Here is a 24,246-nt window from a genome sequence, read left to right as displayed (position 1 = left end):
GGGCAGGTTTTTATCAAGGCGAATTTTATTTGATAAAAACGCTCAGCTTCCTTCAGGCTCAATGCAAATGCCTACTCTCCCCGCCCCAGAAGTTTTCGTAAAAAAGTCCCCCGTGAATGGGTTTTCTTCTCTGCCATCTCAGGTAAATTCAAAATTCCGGTAATTTCCCCTTCTTGTACCGTAAAGATTGTTTGCGAGATAGTATTGTTGCGTTCTTGTGCTTCAAATATAGCCGTGACTTTTCTTTTAAATTTCCGGATCACCCTTTCCGGAGCTTGGGCATTTATCAAGAATAAACTTTCTTTTGCCGGTATCGCTACCGCAATTTGCTTGGCTTGTAAGCGGTTTTGCAGTTCTTTCATACATCCTTTTTCCAAGATTTTTTCTGCGGCAAATGGCCCCGACCCTTCCAGCATTTTATACTCTTCCACCACTAACTCTTCCACCGATACATCCTCTGAAGGAAGGTTTTGCAGGCTTTGGTTCCGAAGTTCCTCCAAGGTAATGTCCTCTTCCACTTCAATGCCATCCAGTTCAAAACCATCTTCTTTTTGATAACCATACACAATGACAGGAATGTCGGGATGCCCGGGGCGGAGAATCAAGGGTTCACAAATAAATTTCTGTCTTTTAGGCCAGTGGTGTGGCACCAAAAAAGGTAAAACAGGTCCGTCTTTTCTATGTTTTTCAGGATCCGGGAGATCTAAAGAGACAGATTCGCCAAACTCCAATCCCATTTGCGTAGCGGAAAAGCAATACGCCTTGCTTCCGATATTGACATAGCCCGGAGTCACCAGGCGGTGATTCATAAAGCCCTCTAATTCATCGGGCGTCAAATATACCCCATACGTTTTCAACACGATACGCAAATCCACTTCCTGCGGATAGCTCTCACTTAAAGTTTTTAATACAATGGCTTGTAATTCTTCCTGATCCATCGGCTAGTAGAGTTATGCTCTTTGCAATTTGTTGTTCCAGCTAAAATAACTATTTTTTTGTTTTTCCGGCACGGATAGAAAAAGAGGATTTACAAATCCATTTCAGTTGCAAATGTCGCTTACAAAGCATTTACAATTCCTTTTTCTTCAATACATTTGGAACAAACAAATACAGGAATAAAATGGATACGACCAACCAAGAATTTCAACAGCTGTGGGCAATTTACAAAGAGGCTTTTCCCTCCAATGAGAGACGCAGTCTTCAACATCAAAAAAAACTATTAGGAGAAACGGCCTACCATTTTGAACCTGTCAAACACCAAGGAAATACTTGCGGATTGATCGGTTATTGGAAATTTGAAGATTTTTGGTTCATTGAGCATTTTGCCTTGAGCACCTCCGAAAGGGGCAGAGGTACCGGTTCGCAATACCTAAAGGCTTTTTTGGAAAAATGTCCTGTCACGGTGATTTTGGAAGTGGAGCTACCGGATACCCCATTAGCCGAAAAACGGATTGTCTTTTACGAAAGACTGGGCTTCCGGCTCAATACATTTGATTATTTCCAACCTTCTTACCAATCCGGAGGTCCTGACTTACCACTGAAAGTCATGAGTTTTCCGGATTTGATTAATGCTGAAATGGCTTTCTCCTTGCATGCGCGGGTGTACCATACCGAACCTTCCCGATAAAGATTAAAAACAGGGGGAGGTAGCTTTATTAAAAAAAGCAAGCTGGTTGACAGCGTAATACGTCCCTCTTGCCCATCTTCTGTTTATTTTGCCAATACTATTTTCTTCACCAATTGCCCCTGTTGCGTATTGAGATGGAGCAAATACATTCCTTTGGGCAGGGTGCTAAGGGACAACTCCAAACGCTTTTGCCGAGAATAACTTTGCCTTTGTATTATCCGCCCGGAAAGGTCTACCAATGCCATTTCATTGATGCCTATTTCACTGTGAATGTAAATGACATCCCGGGCCGGATTAGGATACACATTTACTTGCTGCTGTAAAGGCTCGTCATCAATTCCCGTAATTCGATCGCTGTCAAATACCGGACGGATCATCATGCTACCCGGCAGTTCTTCGGCATCATTCTGCACCCATTGCGAACTGACATTGTAAAAGATATTCTTTCCGAAAAGGGAATTTTTATCATAACCGATGGTCAAGGCATTTTCTTCCAATTGCTCTACTCCTATATAAATCGTATCGCTCAGCAATACCGGAGTACTCAAAGGAATTCTCCGGTACTGGTTCAAGCTATCCGAGTAGGTAAAGGGAACAGCCTGTCGCAATACCAGTTTGCTATTTGTATTATTCTCAAAATCAATATGGTCATACACCAATAAATTCACTGTTTGTCCGGCCAAATTCTCCCCCAGTTTCGCAAAATATATATCGATATCTGTCAACTCAGCCGGTTCGTTAAGAACAAAACGCGCCACAATTTTCCCAAAACGTTGGTTGACTCCCATTCCTAATTCGGCAGTACCGTCATCAAAGGCATAAAAATTATGCAAATTCGTCACCCCACGTACCGTATCGTTCCGGATCGTAGGGATCAACTCATTGCTTTCGTTAGTGATAATGGTAAAGGTATACCTCAACTTCAAGGAATCTTTCCCCACGTTCAAACCGGAAAGATCATTTAAGCTGACCAGTTTCATTCGCTCCCTTTTTTCAATGAGGCTCGTTCCCGAGAAGTTGGAGTTTTCGCCGATGGTACCGGTGACCAAGTCAGCCACGACATCCCCTGAGTATTCATCAACAACCTGACAGTCGTGAGAGATGACATTAAAGGTATCCGAAAGGTTTTGCACTGCGGTAAAAATACTATCGGCTACTTCAAAATCACGGAACTGCGCCAACGGCATGGAACGGTAATTCTTAAGCAAAGAAGTAGGCTGCTCTCCCACGGCTACATCCAACCGTTTATTGGGGTCGTCTATGCTTTCATTGGAAAACAAAATATAATCCAACAACCAGTTATCAAAGCTACCGGAAAGCCGGCCACTGTTCACAAACTCGAATTGAAAATGATCATGAAAAAAGGCCGGATTGGAAATCGGTACTTTTTCCAGTTGGAATGCCTCTCCGGTGGTTTCTCCTCCACTTACCGACCATACCTCTTGCCAGTTTCCATCCGCATCTTTTAGTCGTAAAACCAACTTATCATCGTCTTCCGGAGTATCTCCCAGGCCCTCTTCCTGCCAATAAAAACTAATAAAGAAATTATCAGAAGGCGAACTTGCAGAAAGGTCGAAGGAATGCGAGCGCAAATGATCGGCCTCTCCTTGCGCCTGAGGATTGGAAAAGTCGTAAGGGTTTCCGTAAATATCAGCCCCGTCAAATACAATTGCCTTTACGCTTGGCGGCCGAATGCCTAGAGTATTGCTGAGGTGGGTCCCTCCGCCTTCCTCCCATAGCAAGGCATCCGGTTCTCCCTTACTCCAAGAAAAATCATCGAAAAAAGGCAGGGTAAGAACTACCGGGCCTTCATTCATCAAGCGGGCAGAATTGAAGGCGGCTTTTTGCTTGCTTGGCGGGGCTTTTCTGGGAAGGGGACTCAGAGTGATTTGAGCGGATAACGTATGAGCGACAAAAAAGGTAAGTATAAGTACGCCCAAGGGCAAAAAGCGGTCGTATTTCATAAGATCTAGCCGGATTTGTTTGTGGGGATACGAATCACAGCGCTTTACTTGGCAATATGTATCCTCCTGAAAGTTTAATTTTATAAGTCAATAATAAACATTTAGCAGATCAAAAGCACAAGAGCAATCTAAGAATTTTTCAGTAGAGAAGGTTAAATGGAAAGCGAGTTGATAATGAATTTAAGGGAAACCTCCGCTCTTACAAAAAATCCCCCTTCCTGTGAGTTTACAAGAAGGGGGACCCTAAATTCCGGCAAGATTGTCGTCATCAACCGTAATTACTCTTCATTCTCTTGCGCCTGGGCTTTAATTTTATCTTCGTCCGGAAAATACCCTGATACCCACAAATCTACGGTACTCCCTACCCGGATGCGCAAACGCTCATTGGCCTCAGGACTCTGACGGATAATGGTTCCTTCTACCGCATCTTCCGTTTCTTCATACTCCACATTGCCCAATACCAAGCCCATTCCGGCCAGCAATTGCTCGGCTTCGTCCAGAGGCATTCCCTTCAAATCAGGGATCGACATTTCACTGCGTCCCAAGCCATTTCTCACCAGCAAATCCACTTTCGCTCCTTTAGGCACACTTATCCCTTCTTTGATTTCCTCCTTTTTATACTCTTTCCCCCGGAAACGCACAGCCTCAATGGTATTGGTAAATGGAGCATCCACATATTCTATTTTACCCACTTCCAGTCCATAACTTTTCAAAAGGATCTGAGCATTTTTCATAGAACCGTCCACAATATCCGGAATGCGAATGATCGGAGGTGAAGTCGGATTGACCGTAAGGTAAATTTTACGGTTCAGTTTTACTTTGGCATCCGGTAAAGGATTTTGCTTTAGGACAGTCATCGGAGGAAATTCCGAGGTGAAATTAGACGCACTGGAATCGTAAATTTCATACCGCAATTCCTTTTCCATTAATACCCTTTCGACCTCATCCAGTTGCAAACCACTCAAGTTTGGCACTGTGATCGTCTCACCATGATCTGTAGCTGCCGGCAGATATACATAATAAAACAAAGTAATCCCCCCAAAGCCCAATCCTAGTACCAAGACTATATTGAGCACCAAGGCTACAGGTGTATTTTGTTTAAAGAAATTCAACATAAGATTAATTCGCTCTATATTTGGTTTTTATTAAAATCAAGCAAAAATAAACAATACCTGGTAAGATTACCTCCCTCTTTTTTCCTGGCGCAATTTTACAAGCGTTGTTTTCCGTATTCCAGGATATTGTCAATGAACTCGTATGGTTTGTATCCGTGAATGGCGCATTGATGGAAAATACAGGTGGCCGGGGTCATGCCAGGCAAAGAGTTCACTTCAATCACATAAGTTTCCACCCGGTCTGCATAAATCTTCACAAAGGCATCAACCCTGCAATAACCTTCCACTTGAAGAATACGGGCTACCTTTTCCAAGGTACCTCGAACCGCTTTTGAGATTTCGGCATTCCTTTCCGCATTTCCGATAGCAAAGCGTGCCGGGGTAATGTTCTGTCCTTCACCGGCAAGGAATTTTTCTTCCAATGACAAAATTCCCTTGCTGGCCAAGGCTTCCGAAGGTTCAAAAACTTCGTATTCAACCCCTCCTTCACCATATTGGGTCAGCATTCCTCCGGTAATTTCCAGAAAATGCTCCGCATCCGTTTTGGTGATCATCTCTTCAATCAAGAAACATTTTTTTTGTGGAAACTCTTCCTTAGGCTGAAGATTCAGGACACGTAAGTCCTCCTGATTGAGTTCCTCTTCTTCCCGGAAAATACTCCTGGCAAAAGCTTCCAGCGTGGCTCTGTCATCAATTTTTTTCACGGCAGAACTGCATCCATCGTCAGCCGGTTTGGCAATCAAAGGATAAGGAAATTCTTTCTCGATATAACCGACCGTCTTTTCCTGATCAGTCAACCAATCCTCTTTTTCCAACAAGTAATGTTTCGCCACCTTTATACCATGAGATCGAAGAATCTCATTGGTTTTGTATTTATCAATGGTAATTTGCGAACTTTCCACTCCCGAACCGTTATAAGGAATTTTCAATCGATCCAGGTGCTTTTGTACTGCTCCGTCCTCCCCCGGCCGGCCATGCAATGCAATAAATGCCTCACCTACTTCCTCCGCTAACTGTTCGTAGTTTAATTTTCTAGGTTGGAAATCTACGACTCCGGCATATTTGGACGTCAAGTTTTTCGCTTCGGCAATGGTTTCGTCCAAAACAGGATGCTTCTCGGTTTCCAGGGCTTCCGTGATTTTATGCCGGATATCATCAGCATTGTCTTTCAACAAGATATTTACCGGAATCACATACAGCTCGTGTTGTTTATCCGAGCCGGTTAGAAATATTGGCACAGGTTCATATTTTTCAGAGGAAGCCAGTTTTTCATAAATATTCCGACCGCTTTCCACCGAGATATGCCTTTCGGAAGAATAGCCCCCCATGATCACGGCCACCTTGGTTTTTTCCGCCATATGCGCTTGTAAAGAGGCAATTTCGCCATCTAAACCCTCCAACAAATTTCTCAAATGTTGATTTCGCTTACCTGTTTGTAGGCGTTTAGCCAGCGAGGTACGGATAATAAACGTTAAAAACTGAGAGGGGTTCAAGCCGATTTCAGCCGCTTGATGAAAGAAAAAGGAAGAAGGCATCATTCCCGAAGTAGTGTTCGGATCGTTCAAAAAGACTTCTCCTTCCTCTGTGATAAACCCGTCAATCCGGGCATATACATCGAAGTGCAATTTCTGATAGAGCTCACAACAAGCCTTTTGAATTTTCCGGATACTTGGCAAATCCAAGTCAATCGGCGTACGCTTCCGGCTCATTCCCGGTAAGTACTTGGAGCGATAGTCGAAGAGGTCTTGTACCTTGATCACTTCCGTAGGAGGCAATGGCAAAGGCTGTCCGTTTTCGTCTTCTACCACAATACAAGAAAACTCCCGTCCTTTGATAAAGGCCTCAAACAGGACAAACTCCTCTTCGTCCCAAGCTTGCAAATGAATATTTTCAGCGCTCTGTGCAAAATGAGCATCCAATTTCCGAAGTAATTCTTCCGGATGGTATACGATTTCTTTTTCGCCTTTTCCGGCTACTTGATAGAATACGGGCAAGCCAATTCCCGAACGGATATCCACCAACCCGGCAATAAACTGCAATTTGTCCTGAGGAGAATATTGTGACCAGGCCGCCTCATCCAATTCTTCCATAAAGAAGGCCCTGTTTACCTGCCGCTCAAAGGTTTCTTGGTCTTCGGTGTTAATCACCGCCACCCCAATGGAACTTCCCTGATGCGGGGCTTTTACCACAAAGGGAAAACCTAACTGCTTCTGTAAAGAATGAAATAACGCGCTGTGATCTTGGCTCAGCCAATCAGATTTGGAGAGTTTGGTGGTGGCCGGGCTGTTTAAGCCCAGGTCTTTGAACATTTGCTTTTGAACGGACTTGTCTATGCCGATGGCAGAGGGTAAAATTCCCGAACCTGAGTAAGGCAATCCGTACCATTCCAACAAGCCCTGAATGTTTCCGTCTTCGCCGTAAGGTCCATGCAAAGCCAAAAAGGCAAAATCAAACAAGTCTCTAAACTCTTCGGGTTGCACCTTACGGCCTACTTCCGAAATAATTTCCTCCTGTTGTTCGCATGTCAGTTCCCCCAAAGATTCCAGATAGATTTGGAAACCGTTGGCAGAAGCCGGAACTTTATTGATGGGTGGGTAAAAATCCCGGATCGTTCCTTTATAAATATATTGCCAGTCCAGCAGGATGAAATTCCCTTTGCTGTCTACAAAAATCGGAATAGGTTCGAAAAGGCTTTTGTTCAAATTGTCATACACGGTCCGTCCCCCGGCAAATGATACTTCACGTTCTCTTGACTGACCCCCAAAAAATACTCCTACTCTCATCTATCAATTAGTTTATCGTATAACAGCAGCCCCTTGACCGAAGGCTGTATTTTGTTAGTATTTTCTCAAATATTATCCCTCATGTTCGTCTATGAGAGGCTAAGGTATAATATGTAAATTTTCTTCACGATAGCAAAGAACGGAAAGGATTCTTTGCAATTCAAAAATAACCGCTCAATTTCAAGTGGAAATCAATTAATTATTCCAGGTAATCGGGACATTTCCTTCATTACTCAGCTTGTAGAAAGCCCACCTACCTCATCTCTACAAAAGAAAACTATATTCGGGAAAAGCTGTTTCAAAATCCTTCATTTTTCTCCGCGCTTTTATTCAAAAGGGGAGTTGGCAAAAAGCTTTCCCTTTTTATCTTCGCAATATTACCACCAAAATAAATAGAAAACTTAAAAATAAGGAAATATGAAGATCAGAGTAGGTCAGGGATACGATGTACACAAGCTGGAAGCGGGGAAAGATTTTTGGTTAGGAGGTATTAAAATCCCCCATACACACGGTGCGGTGGGGCATTCGGATGCAGACGTACTCATCCATGTGATTTGCGATGCACTATTGGGTGCGGCCAACTTGCGGGATATCGGCTATCATTTTTCAGATAAGGACCCTCAATACAAAGGAATTGACAGTAAAATTCTTTTAAAAGAGGTTTGTCAGTTGATTGCAGACAAAGGATACCGGATTGGCAATGTGGACAGCACCATATGCCTCCAACTACCTAAAGTCAACCCTCATATTCCTACAATGAAAACCTGCCTGGCCCAAGTAATGGGCATAGAGGAAGAGGACCTTTCCATCAAGGCCACCACAACGGAAAAATTAGGGTTTGTAGGCCGGGAAGAAGGAGTATCCGCCTATGCCGTTGTTTTAATTTATAAATAAAAAAAGCAAGAGTTTTCAATTCATCGAAGAATGCCTGCTCTTCCCTTCCGGCCATTCGGAGGGAGGAGTAGGTCCGGTGACCTTTCTCGTCCAACACGACCCACCACTCATATCAAAACAATGCTACCTCAATCCGGGTTATTCTGAAAACTTCTTTCTTTTGAACCATAAGTTCTTCTTGTTCTTTTTTATCAAAGCCAGATTATAACTGAGAAATAAAGTGTATCTTTATCATAAGGAGGATTTAAGAATTGCTGATTTATGAGCGTATTTCCGTCTGACTTAGCCTTGCAACGACTTCAGAAAAAGAAGCATACCTGGAATGCCGAGCTCAGCCAATTTGAGTATTTGCTAAAACAAATCACCAAAGGGCTTGCGCATATAGGCAAAAAGCATCCCCAACTGCCAATGGTTAGCAGGTTAGAACATAAAGTCCACCTCTTGCAGAAACATATCCGGAAAGTCCGTTCGCAAATTATCCAATTTGATTATTATATCCATCAAAACCACAAAAAGCTCAGTGAAACGGGCTCTCAACATTACCTTCCGGAAAATGAAGAGCGCATTTCTCACAACATTCTGTACCTGGAATTGGAACTGGATGACCTGAAAGAGCATTTTTTTGAGCTGGAGACCGAATACAGTCACTAGTATGCCTTCTTGATGCCAGGAGCTTAAAGTTTCAATTTTGCTTTTAAGACCTGTTCTTCCAAATCCATTTTCACCTGAAAGCCTAATTTTTCACAGACCGTTTTCATTCCTCTGTTTTCCGGGAGAATATCCGCTACAATTTCCTTCAACTGTTCTTTTTTGCCGATTTCAATCAGGCGTTTTAACAATTCAGCCCCTAAGCCTTTTCCTTGATAGTAATCACTAATGATGATGGCAAACTCGGCTTTCTCTTCCGTTCTGTACTTAGTCAGCCGCCCTACCCCAATTAAGCGGTCGTGTCCCTTTTCATCTTTTTCCAAAGTCACCAGAGCCATTTCCCGGTCGTAATCAATAAAACATATACGGGCCAAACGTTCATGGGAAATCCGGGTATTGTAACTCAAATTGTAAAAATACCGCATATACACACTCTCATCCGAAAGGGTTTTGTGGAAAGCAATCACCAGGTTTTCATCTTCGGGCAAAATCGGGCGGACGGTCACCTCTTCCCCATTACTCATCTCCCAGGTACCTTGGTATTCATCGGGATAAGGGCGGATTGCCAGCGGAGGCAGTTTTGACAAATCGGTGTCCGGAGCGTGCAGGGCCACAAATGCATCCAGAACCATCAAGTCGTTATTGGCTACCGCAATGGGGTTGATATCGATCTCACTGATTTCCGGATTTTCCAATACAATCCGGCTGAACCGCACTAAAATCTGTTGCAACCGCTCATGGATTTCCTCACTGATTTTGTGCATTTTATAAGCATTGCGGTATATGCGGGTTTGCTCCATCAGGCGTTTTGCCAAGGTGGTATTTAAAGGAGGTAAGGCCAAAGCCGTATCTTTATAGACTTCCACATTTTCACCGCCATTGCCAAATAATAACACCGGGCCGAATTGCTCATCGATAGTTGCCCCGATAATCAGTTCCAGCAAAAGAGGCGTCACCATTTTCTGCACCGAAACGCCTCCGAATGCCCTTTCCCCAAACCGTTCCACAATGCGGGATTCAATCCGTTGGTAGGCATCCCGCAAAGCGGCTTCACTATGTAAGTTAAAAACAATTCCTCCTACTTGATTTTTATGCGCTATCTCTACGGAATTCACTTTTAACACTACCGGATAGCCTATTTTTTCGGCAATCACCGCCGCTTGGTCAACCGACCGGGCTAATGCACCTTGTACAATAGGTAAATCATAAGCTTCCAATAATGCCTTGGACTCTATTTCCGTAAGGTACGCCCGGTTTTCATTTCTGGCATTTTGAATGATGGCCAATACTTTTTCGCGGGCTTCATCGGCATCGTACTCGGTATGCAAATCGGGCGTTTCATAAATCCCTTTGATATTATATGCATATTTCCACATATAATTAAAAATCTTGGCGGCAGTATCCGGATAAGGTATCGGGGAAATCCCGGCCTTCATAAGTTCTCCAATGGTTTCCCTATTAGGCTCCGCTCCCATGATGGTGAGCAAAAAAGGCTTGCTTCTTTGTCGCTTTACCTCCATCAACCTTTTTACGATACCCTCAGGATCATTCACAGCTTGTGGCGTCACTAACACCAACACCCCATCGTTTTCAGGAATTTTAAAAAGCTCCTCTACGGCCGTATGATAAACCTCCTGATCTGCATCATTTTGTAAATCCAGCGGATTACTAGGCTTTATCCTCTTTTCTTTTAGTTGCCCGGATAGCTTGGGAGACAACTGCTCCGGCAATTCCGCTAGCTTCCCTCCTCCCAATAGTAAATTATCCGTAGCTAAAATAGCGGGCCCTCCTGCATTGGTAACAATCATCAGGCGATTGTGCTTGGGGGTAGGTTGTTTGTGCAATACCGAAGCCATTAAAAATAATTCTTCCAGGCGGTCCACCCGTAAGACACCCGTTCTTCGAAAAGCGGCTTCAAAGATGGCATCCTTTCCTGTGAGCGAACCGGTATGGGATGCCGCCGATTGCGCGGCTTCTAAGGTTTTACCGGCTTTAATCACAATAATCGGTTTGGTATAAGAAACCTCCCGGCAGGCCGATAGAAAACTACGGGCATCCGTGATAAATTCCAGATACAATAAGATCGCTGAAGTATGCGGGTCATCTCCCAAAAACAAGATCAAGTCCGCTAAATTGACATCGATCATGGCCCCTGGGGAGATAAAGTAGCTAAAGCCAATATTGCGTTGATTGCCCCAATCCAAAATTGCATCGCAAATAGCCCCACTCTGACTGACAAAGGCCACTTTTCCTTTTTGTGCCATAGAACGGGCAATAGAGGCATTTAAGCCCAGGTATGGATTGATGACCCCGATACAGTTAGGTCCTACAATCCGAATTTGGTATTTGCGGGCATAATGCACGATTTTCTTCTCCAACTCGGCACCTTCCATCGTGCCCGTCTCCCGGAAACCGGCCGAAATAATGATGACACTTTTAATCCCTTTCACTCCACAATCTTTGATAACCGCCGGCACAGAACACGCGGGCACAGCCACCAAGGCCAAATCGATAGGCTCTTTTATCTGCTTGACCGAAGAATATGCTTTGTTATTAAAGATGGAAGAATGCCGCAAACTTACCGGAAAGATTTTCCCATGAAAGTCATGAGCCATCAGGTTTTGGATCAGTCGTTTACCGATACTTCCATTGCGCTCCGAAGCTCCGATTACAGCAATATTTTGAGGGTAAAAAAGTGATTTCATGGTGTTGGGTTTATTGGCTTTATGGGGATTAATTTACAGACAAAAAGGGGAAACTGGAAAGCAGGACCCAAAAAATGACCGGGAAATAAAATCTCCAGGCCATTCGAAATTTAACAAAACTTAGATAAAATATAGGTAAAGGATTAAGAGCATGTTTAAATTTTATCCTTTGAGTCAACAACAAGTTTTAAACTTGCTCTAAAAAGCGTATATGGCTGCTAACAATAGTTGCGAAGCTGATTTTGTCGCCATTTCATCACTGTCTAAAAACAAATCTTTATCACCGCTGTCAATCCGGAATTCAGGAATGAAAGTCAATGGGCCTGATTTTAAGTTAGCCGAAAAAGTGAATGCTTTCACACTTTTGGCAGCCCCCAGATAACCCGTTTTTTCCGTAGAGAAATGCTCTCCTCTAACCCCCAAAGCCACTGCATCCGAAATTGCGTAGCTCAAGTACAAGGCACCTCCAAAAAAGTTAGGTTGGGTACTATTTTCGGTCTCCAAATCAGGCTCATAATCCACATTTTCCCAAGAGGCCACATTTAGCCCCAATGTCAAATCACCTAAGGAATAGGTGGTCGTAAGGTCGAATTCCCGGTTGATACTTCCGGTCACAAAGTTTAAATACATATCCCAACCTTCTACCGGGACTAAATAAAGCTGAGCACCAAAATCTTTACTTTCAAATACCGAGTTATCAAATACATTCCATTGGTTGAATACGCCCACCATTAGCGCTACCCGGTCGGAAAAGGCATAATCGAGCTTGATTCCCGCATTTTGAAACGGCCCGTAACTAAACAAATACGAGGTGGAATAATGGAAATTTCCGGTAGGTGAAATCACTTCGTACCCCAAAAAGGTACCCATATACCCTGCCGTAACAGAGAGTTTTTCGGTAAGTGCATAGCTGATGTACAAGTTTTGCAGATTAAAGGCCAAATCCGTTTCATCATCCACGGAATAGGAGGGCAAAGACTGGGCGGCACGGGGCCCAAAAGACACCTCCCCTACCAAAGTCACCTTGTTGATAGTTTTGGACAAGCTCAAATCTAACATTCCTATGGAAAAAGAATTCTGTTCGTTGGCAAAACTGGTGGGGATGTTTGGGTTGCCTGAAAAGTCATATTTGTAATAAATGTCGGCCGAGCCGGAAAATTCGAACCCTGAAGAGTCGCTAAAAATTTGAGCGTGTGCACTGAATGTAGTGATTAGCAATGACATGGTAATGAGTAAAAGTTTTCTTTGCATAGCGATTTTGAGTTAGATAATAAATAATATGGACTAAATATGATTTGAATGCGATTCCAAAAAAATCCACGGAAGTACCGTACCGTATGACTGATCCGGCTTGGGCAATAGAAAACAAACTATCTGTTGAGTACACAGAAGAAAAAATACGATGATGGATCTCTGATGGGTGTTATTTAGTCCGGTTCTTCAGGACTTATTATCTGAGAATATAGATGGGTAGCTATTCAGTTAGTGCCTGTTAATCGAAAGCAATTCTATTAAATTAAATCAATAATATCAACACAATAGCATTAATTTTACCCTTAAATTTAAATTAATATGCAAATCAATTATTTCTTACATATTAAATAATCTTAAAAATCATAAATAAACAACAATTAATCTAAATATAGTTTAAATAAAATCCCAAAACACTCAATTATTCAAAACAAGGGTATGGGAAGGGTTCTTATAGAATTGCCTTTACATTTCAGCAAACATGAAAACAGAGAAACTTTCTAATATGGCAAATGAGAGAAGTATTAGATTGGAAATTTGATGACTTAGGTTCAGTATACCCGGCGGACTTGAGAAAATTTGGACATACTTAAAAAAATCTCGTAACCTATATGTTCATTCCCTTATTCGATAAGGGAAATCAAAAAGCACACAGTACCCTTTGACAACGCATTGTCAAAATTACTTCTGCACACCTCAAAGTAAACTTCTATTTAAAATCGAAAAAGAACTGAAAACGGAATGCGGGAAATACCGGAGGGTAATTCGGGCGGTGAATTTCATCCGGTGTAGTGGGATCTATTACTGTCTCGTCATGCAATTTCACCATTAAGCCAATATCCAAGTTTACCCCAAAAGGTCCGTTGGCATAAAAGCTTTTTCCAATTGAACCTGTCAAATAATAAAGATTTGTACTGGTAGCATTCCGGTTGTCCGTCACATAGGAGAGTTTTTGCGAAAAGTAATAAAGTGGCAAACTGGTATTCGAGCCTTTGCGCCCGAAATGATAGAGATGCTCCAAAGTAACAGTAGACTGCTTTCTGGAAGTATTGGTCAATAAGACTCCACCGTAGCTCATCCCTATTTGACTGTTTTGACTCAGGCGGTATTTCATCCCAAGGTGCAACAAATCCAAATAACCCAAACCCAAATCTACCTCCAGACTTTTATCCTTCGTAAAGCTTTGCCCTTGTACAATGAGCGGAAGGAAAAGGAATATGGTAAGCCAGCAGTATAAATATCTCATAATACTCAATGTATCAAGTAAGCAGGGATGTAATTAAGTGAGGTTGAATAACATATCGCTTTCGGTTGGTTTTACATGATTTCAACCCGGACTATTTGGACGGTAAGTTACTAAACAGATCCCAAAAAATAAGCAGCTACCCTTAGGTAGACACAGGAATATTTATTGAAACAAGCATTCTAAAGTTTAAATTCCTCAAATCCATTACCTTTGCTTTTTATAGAATCGAAACCTAGACCGATAATTTACTAAAGCTTTGGAACAACTTTCAGCCGATATGATTAAAGTGCCGATGTTGCTTAGAAACACCCTCCTTTTATATGTATTTTTTTATGTCAGTGCTTGTTCTATTGACTATACCGATACTCCTCAACGGTCTGAAGGGTCAGAAAGGATTGACTCGCTATTGAACCGCCAATCCTCTCCTTGTCCGGTCATCTTTGATACCGACATGGGTCCCGATTATGAAGATGCCGGAGCTTTGGCTTTATTACATACCTATGCAGACAGTGGCTATGTTAAGATCTTGGCGACCATGACCTCCAACCGGTCTCCCTATGCAGCACAAGTCGTCCAAATCATCAACACCTATTACCGAGGAAGCCGCCTTCCTGTCGGGAAGCCCGGCCAAGAAGCTCCGGTTAAGGGAGCTTGGCAGAAATGGCCCGAGTTTGCCATAAAGCAATACGCAAGGCTTTTACCACCCAATCACAACTATGAGAAGGCCGTAAACCTTTATCGCAAACAGCTTGCTGCACAACCCGATAAAAGTGTACGGATTATCTCTACCGGATTTTTCAGCAACTTGGACAAGTTATTAACTTCGGCCCCGGATTCCATTTCGCCACTTACCGGAAAAGAGTTAGTCAAGCAAAAGGTACAATTCCTGGCGGCTTCAGCCGGTTGGTTGCCTATGGGAAAAGATTTTAACATCGTTATGGACACTAAGGCCAGTACGCATGTGCTGGAAGAATGGCCTACTCCGTTGATCTTTTGCACCTTTGAGATCGGCAGCTCCGTAAAGACAGGGAAGACTTTTCAAAAACTTACCCCCAATAATCCGGCTGCCGGTATTTACCAATACTGTATGGGCTATGAAGGTGTGGATAATGACGGCCGTATGAGCAATGATATGATTACCGTAATGCTTGCCAGCAGGGGCTATCAACCGTATTTTTTATTACAAGCTGGTACCATGAAATTAGACGAACGTCAAAACACCTATTGGGAAAGCGATATTACAGGAAACCACTTCCGGCTTTTTTATAAAAGAAACAATACCCGTTTACAACATGATTTGGAAAAAGCCCTGCAACACCAACCCGCCAAATTGGATTAATCCCAGGAAACAGCATTTTTTGTATACTCATAATTTGGGACTTATATAAAATTTTCTTTACTTGCCGCAAGATTTCCAAACCCCCTTCTCTGGGTTATTTAATACATAAATTACTTAGAATCCATAACCATTAGCAATCAACCAACGCGCTTACACGGATAGAGAAATTAACTACCAACATACTGTAAAGACCTGTTTGCTTCTTAACAAGGTTAATTGTTGCCCCGTGAAAAATTCAACTTTTCGCACACGCTCTATTACAAGCGTGCGGTCTTTTATTCACTTTGATCACAAGCATTTTTTACTCTTTACAAAGTAAAAAAGCTGAGTAAAACTGTATCAGCTTCAAATTCCTTAGTAATATTGTCAAAAATTTTAATTTGAATAATTCATGATTGTCTTTCCCAATGCTAAGATTAATCTGGGTTTAAATATTGTGGAAAAAAGACCGGATGGTTACCATAATATTGAGTCCTGTTTTTACCCGGTGGGCTGGTCGGATGTTTTAGAAGTCATCCCTTCAGACACCCTTAAATTCACTACTTCCGGTATCCCGATCCCAGGCTCAAAAGAGGGAAATTTGTGCCTGAAGGCATTCGAGTTAATCAGCAAGGATTTTCATTTGTCCCCTGTGAGAGTTCATTTGCATAAGGTGATCCCCATTGGCGCAGGATTGGGAGGTGGCTCTTCTGACGGAGCCTGGATGATCAAGGTACTGAACAGTTTATTTGACTTAGGACTTAGTGTGGATGGCATGCACTATTATGCACAAAAACTAGGAGCTGATTGTCCGTTTTTTATTGAAAACAAACCGGTAATGACCCGTGGCATCGGCAATGTGTTTGAACCGGTGCAATGTAGCTTAAAAGGCTTGTATATGTTGCTTATCTACCCTGACATAGCCATCTCCACTGCAGAAGCCTACCAAGGAGTTCAACCTAAAACACCGGAACATCCTTTGCTTTCACTTTTGGAAGGCGAACGGCAAATATGGAAAGACAAAGTACACAACCAATTCGAAACGCATTTATTTAAAAAATACCCTCTTTTACCCCAAATCAAAAATACCCTCTACGAACACGGGGCGATTTATGCCAGCATGACGGGCTCCGGCTCTTGTGTATATGGTATTTTCGAAAAAGAAACTTCGATTGATTGGGACCCTGCCTATAAAGTATTTGCGGAAAGAATCAAATATTAAAAAAGAAAACACCCCGGAAGGACTTATCTAATACGAACCTCTTTCCGGGGTGTTTTTATATATTTAGCACTACGGCTTATCAATTTATATTATAGCATACTATTAATTAAGTTTTCAATTGTAATTCCTTCCGCTTCCGCTTTAAAATTCCGCACCAACCGGTGCCTTAATATTGGAATGGCCACTTGTTGCACATCTTCAATATCAGGAGAATATTTTCCATTCAACAAAGCATTGCATTTGGACGCCAACACCAAAAACTGAGAAGCCCTGGGGCCTGCCCCCCACTCCAAGTACTCATTGGCTTCGTGCGAGGCCAATTCATTTCCCGGACGCGTTTTATTCACCAAACGAACGGCATATTCTATAACATTGTCTGCCACAGGCACTTTCCGTATCAATTGTTGAAAAGCGATAATTTCCTGCGCATCCAATACATGCTCGGTGATGGGCTTATGATCACTGGTAGTGTTTTTTACAATTTCCACTTCCGAGTGATACGAAGGATAATCCAATTTGATATTGAACATAAACCGGTCTAATTGTGCTTCGGGCAATGGGTAGGTTCCTTCCTGCTCGATAGGGTTTTGAGTGGCCAACACGAAGAAAGGACGTTCCAGTTTGAAATGTTTTCCGGAGACGGTCACCGAATACTCCTGCATGGACTCCAAGAGGGCAGCCTGTGTTTTGGGCGGAGTCCGGTTGATCTCATCCGCCAAGATGATATTGGCAAAGATAGGACCTTTGATAAATTGAAAATTCCGGTCTTTGTCCATAGTTTCCGCTCCTAAAATATCCGAAGGCATTAAATCCGGAGTAAATTGTATTCTACTAAAGTCCAAATGCAAAGCAGAAGAAATTGTTTGAATCAACAAGGTTTTGGCCAGCCCCGGCACTCCTACCAATAGGCAATGCCCCTGACAAAAAATTGCAGTAATTACTAAGCGGACTACTTCATCTTGCCCCACTATGACTTTGGATATTTCCTTGGTTAATTGTTCGTATTTGGCATGCAATGCATCCGCGGCTGCCTTATCAGAGTGAAATTGTGTTGACATGATAGTTTCTGGATCGATATGATTGACACAAAAAATTCTTTGGAAATGATTGAATACCCTTATTCAATGAATTAGTTACAGCAATATACTTACTTTTATAGAATAATCCATAGGCAGGGTAAAACACATCGTCATTATAAAAAATAAAAGAGAAGGAAATCTATTCAGATACAATTCCTTCTCTTTTGATTTTCTTTTGGTTAAATAGTATTATACACGCTCCTTCAACTGTCAGAGTTCTTGCATGATTTTACACGCTGCATAATCACTATCGATATCGATGAACACATCTTTTTTGGCATTTTTAATCCATTCTCTTAAGATTTCTCCTTTTTTACTGTTCAGTGTAGCGATATACAGCTTTTGATAATCGTCTTTCAGGTTTGCATAATGCGGATCTTTACTGGCTTTGTAATAAATGATCCGGACCGCTGATTTACCATCTTGTGTTCTGAATTTGATGGGCTCTGAAATCGAACCGATCTTCATGGTATCAATCGCAAAAAAGATAACAGGATCCAATCCTTCCGTAGATACATAAGAAGAATTCGTTGTTGGGTCTTTGAAGAAGCCGGCATTGGAGCGAGTCATTTGATCATCCGAATGATCTTTTACCGCCAGCTCAAAACTCATAGAGTCCGCCTGTATCAAAGTCCGGATACTGTCCAGGTAAGTAACCGCACCGCCGATATCCTCTGTATTGGATTTAGGCCGGACCAAAATATGCCTTGCACGATAACGGTTTCCTCTCCGCTCCAACAGTTGGATCATGTGGTAGCCAAACTCCGATTCTACAGGGTTGGAAATTTCATTGGGATCGAGACTTAATGCTGCCGCTTCAAACTCCGAAACCATCTTTCCACGACCGGTCCAGCCCAAGTCACCACCTTTGGCCGCAGAACCGTAATCTTCCGAATTCTTTCTGGCCATTTCTTCAAAAGTTTCCTCTCCGCTTTCGATTTTGGCTTTGATGTCCAATAATTTATTTTTGGCTTTCTCTTTTTCCGACTTACTCACCTCCGGGTTCTTTACAATTTGCCCCACTTGTACTTCTTGTGACAAGAAAGGAATGCTATCTTTCGGAATGTCGTTAAAGTACTTTTTTACCTGGGCAGGGGTAACGGTCACATCCTGCATAATTTCCGATTGCATCCGTTGTACCACCAAGCGTTCATGTACCTGGTCTCTTAATTCCTCTTTGATTTCGGCAAGACTTTTACCCAAAGTGCGCTCCAGCTTCGCTTCATCTCCCGCTTGGTTGATAAAATAATCCATCCGCTGGTTCAATTCCTGGTTTACCTCTTTCTCATCCACAATGACCGAATCAATCTCTGCTTTGGCTACCAGGATTTTGTTCATAATCAGTTGTTCCAAAATTTGGCATTTCGCATCGTCTCCCAAGTCTTCTCCGTTGGCAGCCATTTGGATATATGCATTCTCTACTTCGGATTTCAGAATTATATAATTGTCAACTTTTGCAACAATTTTATCGACTACTTCACCTTGTCCTTGGGCCATACCATTAGCCTGAAACAACAGCACCGCCCCCAGTACGGTGATCCACCCTCGTATAAGTTTAGTTATAAATTTCATATTCATTTTTCCTTCTTGCTTCATTGAATATTTTATTTTCAAATTCTCTTGTAAGAGCCAATTTTCGTTTGTTCATTAAAATATCACGAATTTGCATGTCAACATATTCCAAAGGCGAGGTCTGATCCGCAATTTTTGAATCGTTAATCCTGAAATAATACACATACGCAGAATCCGAAGCCTCTAAAAACCGCTGTTTTCTCAGCACCTGTACCTTATTGGAAATTTGATCGGGAAAGGGAGTATTGGCAATCATTTCGTCAAAATTGATCCAAACACTATCATTCAAGTGAAAGATAGAAGCGTAACTATACGCATAAGAATTCAATTTCTCCCTTTGCTTGTCCGTATCCCATTTTTGCAGCCATTTTTTCACCTGTTTGGTTTTAGGAGCTTCTTTGGGAACCTTTAAAAACACTCCTTTGACAATATTTTGTTTGAGTTCGAAATTGTCCAGGTTCTCTTCGTAATACGTTTTCACTTGTTCGTCCGTAATCAACGTATCCAAATTCTCCTCTACATACTTCTTCTCAAAAGCATAAATAATTAACTGAAACCGGTACTCTTGTACCCTGCGCTCAATTTCTGCCTCGTCAATGGCTAAGTTTTTCTCGGCATGTTTCAACATTAGTTGCTTTTTGATCCATGTATCGATATACCGTTCGACTATATTGACGCTGTCTTCCGGACGGCTTCGTTCGGGAAGCAAGCCTTTCAAATCTTTTTCAAACAAATATTTATTGTCTACCCGTGCTACGGGATTTTGACCTTCCGTATTTTGACTAATCAGGCTGTTGATATTATCACAACTGGTAAAGCCCAATATCAAGAGAACCCATAATACCCTGTTCATATCAAGTTGATTTTTTGCTTTGGCAAAGTTACACAACAATTCGAACTCTGAATAATACGAAGACCGTTCAAGTTGTGATTCTCTTTGTCATCTACAAAACATTCTTCAATCCTTCATGCAGAAAAGCCCTGAATATGCTTTTCAAAAAGACCTCGAAAGTAATTAAAAATAATGGCTTACACCAAAGTAAACGATTACAATTTGCAGCGGTACACTGCTACCATTGGCAAGTATTCACTCAATAGATACTCTATTGATAATGGAAGAAAAGGAGAATGGGTTGTCTGTCCCTTCCAAATTAGGCAGAAAAAAACCCTGGTAGCACCATTTGTGCACCAGGGTTTTACATGTTTATTCGAAAATCACGTATAATATCCTTATACTATAGGATTCAAGAACGAGTATGAGCCGTTCGTAAAATTTTTATTTCCGTACGCCTGTTCAATTCCCTTCCATCCTTTTCGTCATCGTTGCTGGCCAAAGGCATTTTCGAACCGTACCCTTTGGCGTGTAGTCGACTAGTCGCCACACCTTGTTTTACTAAATATTCCTTCACGTTTTCAGCCCTGGCTTGTGACAACCAATTGTTCACTTGAGAAGGCCCTGTACTATCCGTATGTCCGCGAATTTCAATTTCCAGCTCAGGATTATCCTGTAATACCTTCAACAATTTCTGTAAGGTAGGTAAGGACTGTTCGGTAACCTGAAAACTATTCACCGAATAATAAATATTTTTCAGGACAAACTCTCTTCCTTCACTCACCTCTTTCAATCGTATATTCACTTGGTACTGAGACGAGTTTTCAGTATTTTTTTGAGCATTATTTTCAAAATCTATGATGTCATTGTACTTGAAATTATTGGCAGTCACATCGATGGTATACTTCTTCCCATCCTGAATGGGCGCTTCTAACTTGTACTCCTCATTACCTTCAATAGTGGTATTGGCAATAATTCTTCCTGTTTCCAACTCTCTTACACTGATGGTAGCTTCTTCAAAAGGAGTTTCTTCATCCGAATTAACCGCACCGTATAAAACCACATTCTGAGCTATGACATTGGTACTTTCTTCCTCTTCCGTTGCCGTTGAAGTTTCCTTAGCTAAAAGTGGGGTAACTGCTGATGGCGACACAAAGAAATCTTGCTTCACCTGCTGCCCTGTTACTTCTACGGCTGCTACGTCTACCACCTTTTTTTCACCCCCCACATGCAACGGTTCGCCCCCTCTACTTAAGGACACCTGATAGTTATTTCCTGAAGGAACACTAATCGAATAGGCACCCTTAGGATCTGTGGTTGTCTTATATTTTTTGGCATTCACCGTATTTTCAAAAGTGACATCCACCTCCGGTACCTGGACTTTCGTATTGTCCTGCTGTGCCAATACTTGCCCGTTTAGTTGTACATTTTGCTTAAAAAACAAGCGATAAATATCCATTCCACCTTTTCCCTCACTCCTGTTCGAACTGATAAAACCAAAATTTCCCTTCGCACTCAACACAAAATAAATATCATCTTTGGCGGTATTAATCGGAGCTCCCAAATTGACCGGTTCACTCCAGGAGTTTGTTTGCGGATCAAACTCCGAACGGAACACATCATACCCTCCCAAACTGCTATGTCCGATAGAACTAAAATACATGAATTTACCATCCGGGCTTAAATAAGGAGCATTTTCATCTTTGGGAGTATTAATAGGCAAACCCAAATTGACCGGTTTGCCAAAGGTACCATCTTCGTTTTTGTCGGCTTTGAAAATATCCAGGTCATCATTCTCGGTGCCATTGTTCGAAACAAAATAAATCGTATTGCCATCAGGAGTAATGTAACCATGTGCTTCAAACCCTTTGCTATTGATATGGGGAGAAATAGAATAAGGTTTCCCCCACCCGGAGTCCGTTTTGTCCATCACTTGCAAATCGCCCCCGTTTTCATCGGTATAAATTAACAACTTCCGGTCTTGGTCAAATAGTTGGATAGAGGCAAGGTTCGATTTCTTTCCAAGCTTCCCTAAAGAAGAGGCTTTACTTACCACTTCTTTACCGTCCTGTAAACTTACCTGATAAATATTTTCAAAGTAATTCCCATTGGCTCCCGTACTTTCCTCACTGCCCTGAAACCGGGACGTAAACAGTAAAGAGTTACCATTATCGCTCAGAATAGGGCTATGCTCGGTAAATTCGGTGTTTATCCCCTCACTCATTTTATGCACATGATAATCGGCAATCACATTTTGAAGTGTACGCCCATGGGCAAGGTTATCAATCAAGGAGGCTAAAAACTCTTTGGAGGGATCTTTCTTTTTGAGCGTGCTTAGATAACGGGTATAATGCTTTTCTGCTTTTTCAAACTCCGCTTGGTAATGATAAGCCTGCCCTAACCAATAGTCGAGCTTAGGGTTTATCTTAGGTTTCAGCTCATATACCTTTTCCAAATACCTTAAACCTTGCTCAATTGAAAAATAACTTACTTCACAAACCCCCGCGTAATACAAGGCCTCTGCGTGTTCCGGTTGTTCGTTCAGCACGTTTTTAAAATACGGCAAAGCCTCTCTGTAATTTTCTTTCTTGAGCAGTTTAAGCCCTTCTTTGAGGTGATGAGAAGGGCTTTGTGCATATAGTAAGTTGATAGACAAACAGATAGTTAATGCACTAAGGATTTTACGCGCACTCATATGCAATATTCTAGTATAGTTAATTCATTTATCAATTTGGATGGTAAACGTGTGCAGTATTATAGAATTATTACATAGGAGAGAAACTCTACAAAAATTACTACTTTTTGTTTGTAAAATTACACTTCATCAACAATACGCCATGAAATGGCTCTAAGTTAGAACAAATGAATTTGAAAATGGCTTTCCAGAATTCCTACAAATTGACGTTTTTTGCTATCTGAACCTTTTTTTAAGTATAAAAAAGAATTCTGTCCACTGAACATAGGTACGATTAAAAAATGAGTATTATGACTATGCTGTATCCATTAAAGTTTCGAACGATTTACAAAGACAAAATTTGGGGCGGGAATAAAATCAATACCATCCTGGAAAAGGATTTTTCTCCTTTGCCTAATTGTGGGGAAACTTGGGAAATTTCCGGAGTACAAGGCAATGTGTCTGTTGTAAAAGACGGAGCCCTTAGCGGAAAAACCTTAACGGAATTGATCGAAAGCTACCAAGGGAAATTGGTTGGGGAAACGATTTATCAAAAATTCGGTTCGGAATTTCCCTTATTGGTAAAATTCATTGACGCCAACGATGATTTGTCTATTCAGGTACATCCTGACGATGCACTGGCTAAAAAACGCCACAATTCTTTTGGGAAAACGGAAATGTGGTACATTTTCCAAGCGGACGAAGGGTCTAAATTAATCTCCGGATTCAAAAAGCAAGTGGATAAAGAGGAGTATTTAAAGCATTTAAACGGAAAAACGCTCAATGATATCCTCAATCAGGAAGAAGTACAAGCGGACGATGTATTCTTCTTACCGGCCGGCCGGGTTCACACTATTGGCAAGGGCTTGTTATTAGCCGAAATCCAACAAACCTCCGATGTGACCTACCGGATTTACGACTTTGACCGGAAAGATGCAGAAGGCAACACCCGTGAATTGCATACGGAGGAAGCACTGGATGCTATCGACTTTGAGGTGTACCCTGAGTATAAAACACAATATGAGAAAAAGAAAAATGAAGTAGTCAACCTGGTTACTTGCCCTTACTTTACGACCAACCGTTTGCATTTTGATCAAGAAGTAGAGCGCGATTATGCTTCCTTGGATTCGTTTGTCATTTATGTATGTATGGAAGGTGGCTTTACTTTAAATTTTGAGGACGGTGAAATCGAGGTAGGAAAAGGTGAATCTATCCTTTTACCGGCTTCATTGAAAAAGGTAAAATTAACTCCTAAAGGAGCATTCAAGATTATGGAATCGTATATACAATAGGTATTGGATCTATTGAACGATGAC

At 41.8% G+C, this 24,246-nt stretch carries 17 protein-coding genes; 6 read left to right on the top strand and 11 right to left on the bottom strand.

Annotated elements, in window-relative coordinates:
• Positions 1-71: 71 nt before the first annotated feature.
• Positions 72-938 (bottom strand): hypothetical protein, encoded by an 867-nt coding sequence (locus tag AAG747_RS15885; protein ID WP_346822180.1) that lies wholly within the window; start codon positions 936-938, stop codon positions 72-74.
• 182 nt (positions 939-1,120) lie between these two features.
• Between AAG747_RS15885 and AAG747_RS15880 the strand changes: the two genes are divergently transcribed.
• Positions 1,121-1,627, top strand: a complete 507-nt coding sequence (locus AAG747_RS15880) for a GNAT family N-acetyltransferase (RefSeq protein WP_346822179.1) — start codon at positions 1,121-1,123, stop codon at positions 1,625-1,627.
• An 83-nt stretch (positions 1,628-1,710) separates the two neighbouring features.
• Here AAG747_RS15880 and AAG747_RS15875 read toward each other — a convergent pair whose 3' ends face one another.
• The 3 genes from AAG747_RS15875 to AAG747_RS15865 all read right to left on the bottom strand — a co-directional run bounded on the left by AAG747_RS15875 (position 1,711) and on the right by AAG747_RS15865 (position 7,489).
• Positions 1,711-3,591, bottom strand: a complete 1,881-nt coding sequence (locus AAG747_RS15875; protein ID WP_346822178.1) for a T9SS type A sorting domain-containing protein — start codon at positions 3,589-3,591, stop codon at positions 1,711-1,713.
• 278 nt (positions 3,592-3,869) lie between these two features.
• Positions 3,870-4,706, bottom strand: coding sequence for a PASTA domain-containing protein (locus AAG747_RS15870; RefSeq protein ID WP_346822177.1), 837 nt, complete (start codon positions 4,704-4,706; stop codon positions 3,870-3,872).
• 95 nt (positions 4,707-4,801) lie between these two features.
• A complete protein-coding gene (locus tag AAG747_RS15865) occupies positions 4,802-7,489 on the bottom strand; it encodes a D-alanine--D-alanine ligase family protein (RefSeq protein WP_346822176.1) in 2,688 nt (895 codons plus the stop codon).
• 417 nt (positions 7,490-7,906) lie between these two features.
• Between AAG747_RS15865 and ispF the strand changes: the two genes are divergently transcribed.
• Positions 7,907-8,383: a 2-C-methyl-D-erythritol 2,4-cyclodiphosphate synthase gene (ispF, locus tag AAG747_RS15860; RefSeq protein ID WP_346822175.1), complete on the top strand. Its 477-nt coding sequence runs from the start codon at positions 7,907-7,909 to the stop codon at positions 8,381-8,383.
• Between the two features lie 261 nt (positions 8,384-8,644).
• The gene (locus tag AAG747_RS15855) at positions 8,645-9,034 is read left to right on the top strand and encodes a hypothetical protein (protein ID WP_346822174.1); all 390 of its coding nucleotides are present in this window, start codon (positions 8,645-8,647) and stop codon (positions 9,032-9,034) included.
• Between the two features lie 23 nt (positions 9,035-9,057).
• Here AAG747_RS15855 and AAG747_RS15850 read toward each other — a convergent pair whose 3' ends face one another.
• The 3 genes from AAG747_RS15850 to AAG747_RS15840 form a co-directional block, all read right to left on the bottom strand.
• Positions 9,058-11,736 carry a bifunctional acetate--CoA ligase family protein/GNAT family N-acetyltransferase gene (locus AAG747_RS15850; protein ID WP_346822173.1) on the bottom strand — a complete coding sequence of 893 codons (2,679 nt, stop codon included), beginning with the start codon at positions 11,734-11,736 and terminating at the stop codon, positions 9,058-9,060.
• A 198-nt stretch (positions 11,737-11,934) separates the two neighbouring features.
• Entirely contained in the window at positions 11,935-12,987 is a 1,053-nt protein-coding gene (locus tag AAG747_RS15845) for an outer membrane beta-barrel protein (RefSeq protein ID WP_346822172.1), read from the bottom strand.
• A 709-nt stretch (positions 12,988-13,696) separates the two neighbouring features.
• Positions 13,697-14,233, bottom strand: a complete 537-nt coding sequence (locus AAG747_RS15840; protein WP_346822171.1) for a hypothetical protein — start codon at positions 14,231-14,233, stop codon at positions 13,697-13,699.
• Between the two features lie 256 nt (positions 14,234-14,489).
• On the opposite strand from AAG747_RS15840, the gene AAG747_RS15835 reads away from it, so the two are divergent.
• Together AAG747_RS15835 and ispE are read left to right on the top strand one after the other, a co-directional pair.
• On the top strand, positions 14,490-15,572 hold the full coding sequence (locus tag AAG747_RS15835; protein WP_346822170.1) for a nucleoside hydrolase: 1,083 nt from the start codon (positions 14,490-14,492) through the stop codon (positions 15,570-15,572).
• 391 nt (positions 15,573-15,963) lie between these two features.
• Positions 15,964-16,773, top strand: a complete 810-nt coding sequence (ispE, locus tag AAG747_RS15830) for a 4-(cytidine 5'-diphospho)-2-C-methyl-D-erythritol kinase (RefSeq protein ID WP_346822169.1) — start codon at positions 15,964-15,966, stop codon at positions 16,771-16,773.
• 89 nt (positions 16,774-16,862) lie between these two features.
• On the opposite strand, the gene AAG747_RS15825 is transcribed toward ispE, so the two are convergent.
• The 4 genes from AAG747_RS15825 to AAG747_RS15810 all read right to left on the bottom strand — a co-directional run bounded on the left by AAG747_RS15825 (position 16,863) and on the right by AAG747_RS15810 (position 22,951).
• Positions 16,863-17,831 (bottom strand): AAA family ATPase, encoded by a 969-nt coding sequence (locus AAG747_RS15825; protein WP_346822168.1) that lies wholly within the window; start codon positions 17,829-17,831, stop codon positions 16,863-16,865.
• A 231-nt stretch (positions 17,832-18,062) separates the two neighbouring features.
• A complete protein-coding gene (locus tag AAG747_RS15820) occupies positions 18,063-19,424 on the bottom strand; it encodes a peptidylprolyl isomerase (protein WP_346822167.1) in 1,362 nt (453 codons plus the stop codon).
• Positions 19,408-20,277 (bottom strand): peptidylprolyl isomerase, encoded by an 870-nt coding sequence (locus tag AAG747_RS15815; protein WP_346822166.1) that lies wholly within the window; start codon positions 20,275-20,277, stop codon positions 19,408-19,410. The genes AAG747_RS15820 and AAG747_RS15815 overlap by 17 nt, the downstream gene beginning before the upstream one ends.
• 391 nt (positions 20,278-20,668) lie before the next feature.
• Entirely contained in the window at positions 20,669-22,951 is a 2,283-nt protein-coding gene (locus AAG747_RS15810; protein ID WP_346822165.1) for an OmpA family protein, read from the bottom strand.
• A 296-nt stretch (positions 22,952-23,247) separates the two neighbouring features.
• Between AAG747_RS15810 and AAG747_RS15805 the strand changes: the two genes are divergently transcribed.
• A complete protein-coding gene (locus AAG747_RS15805; RefSeq protein ID WP_346822229.1) occupies positions 23,248-24,222 on the top strand; it encodes a type I phosphomannose isomerase catalytic subunit in 975 nt (324 codons plus the stop codon).
• Positions 24,223-24,246 lie beyond the last annotated feature (24 nt).

Source organism: Rapidithrix thailandica, assembly GCF_039710355.1.
GTDB lineage: Bacteria > Bacteroidota > Bacteroidia > Cytophagales > Flammeovirgaceae > Rapidithrix > Rapidithrix thailandica.
This window is presented reverse-complemented; position numbering and strand designations above follow the sequence as displayed.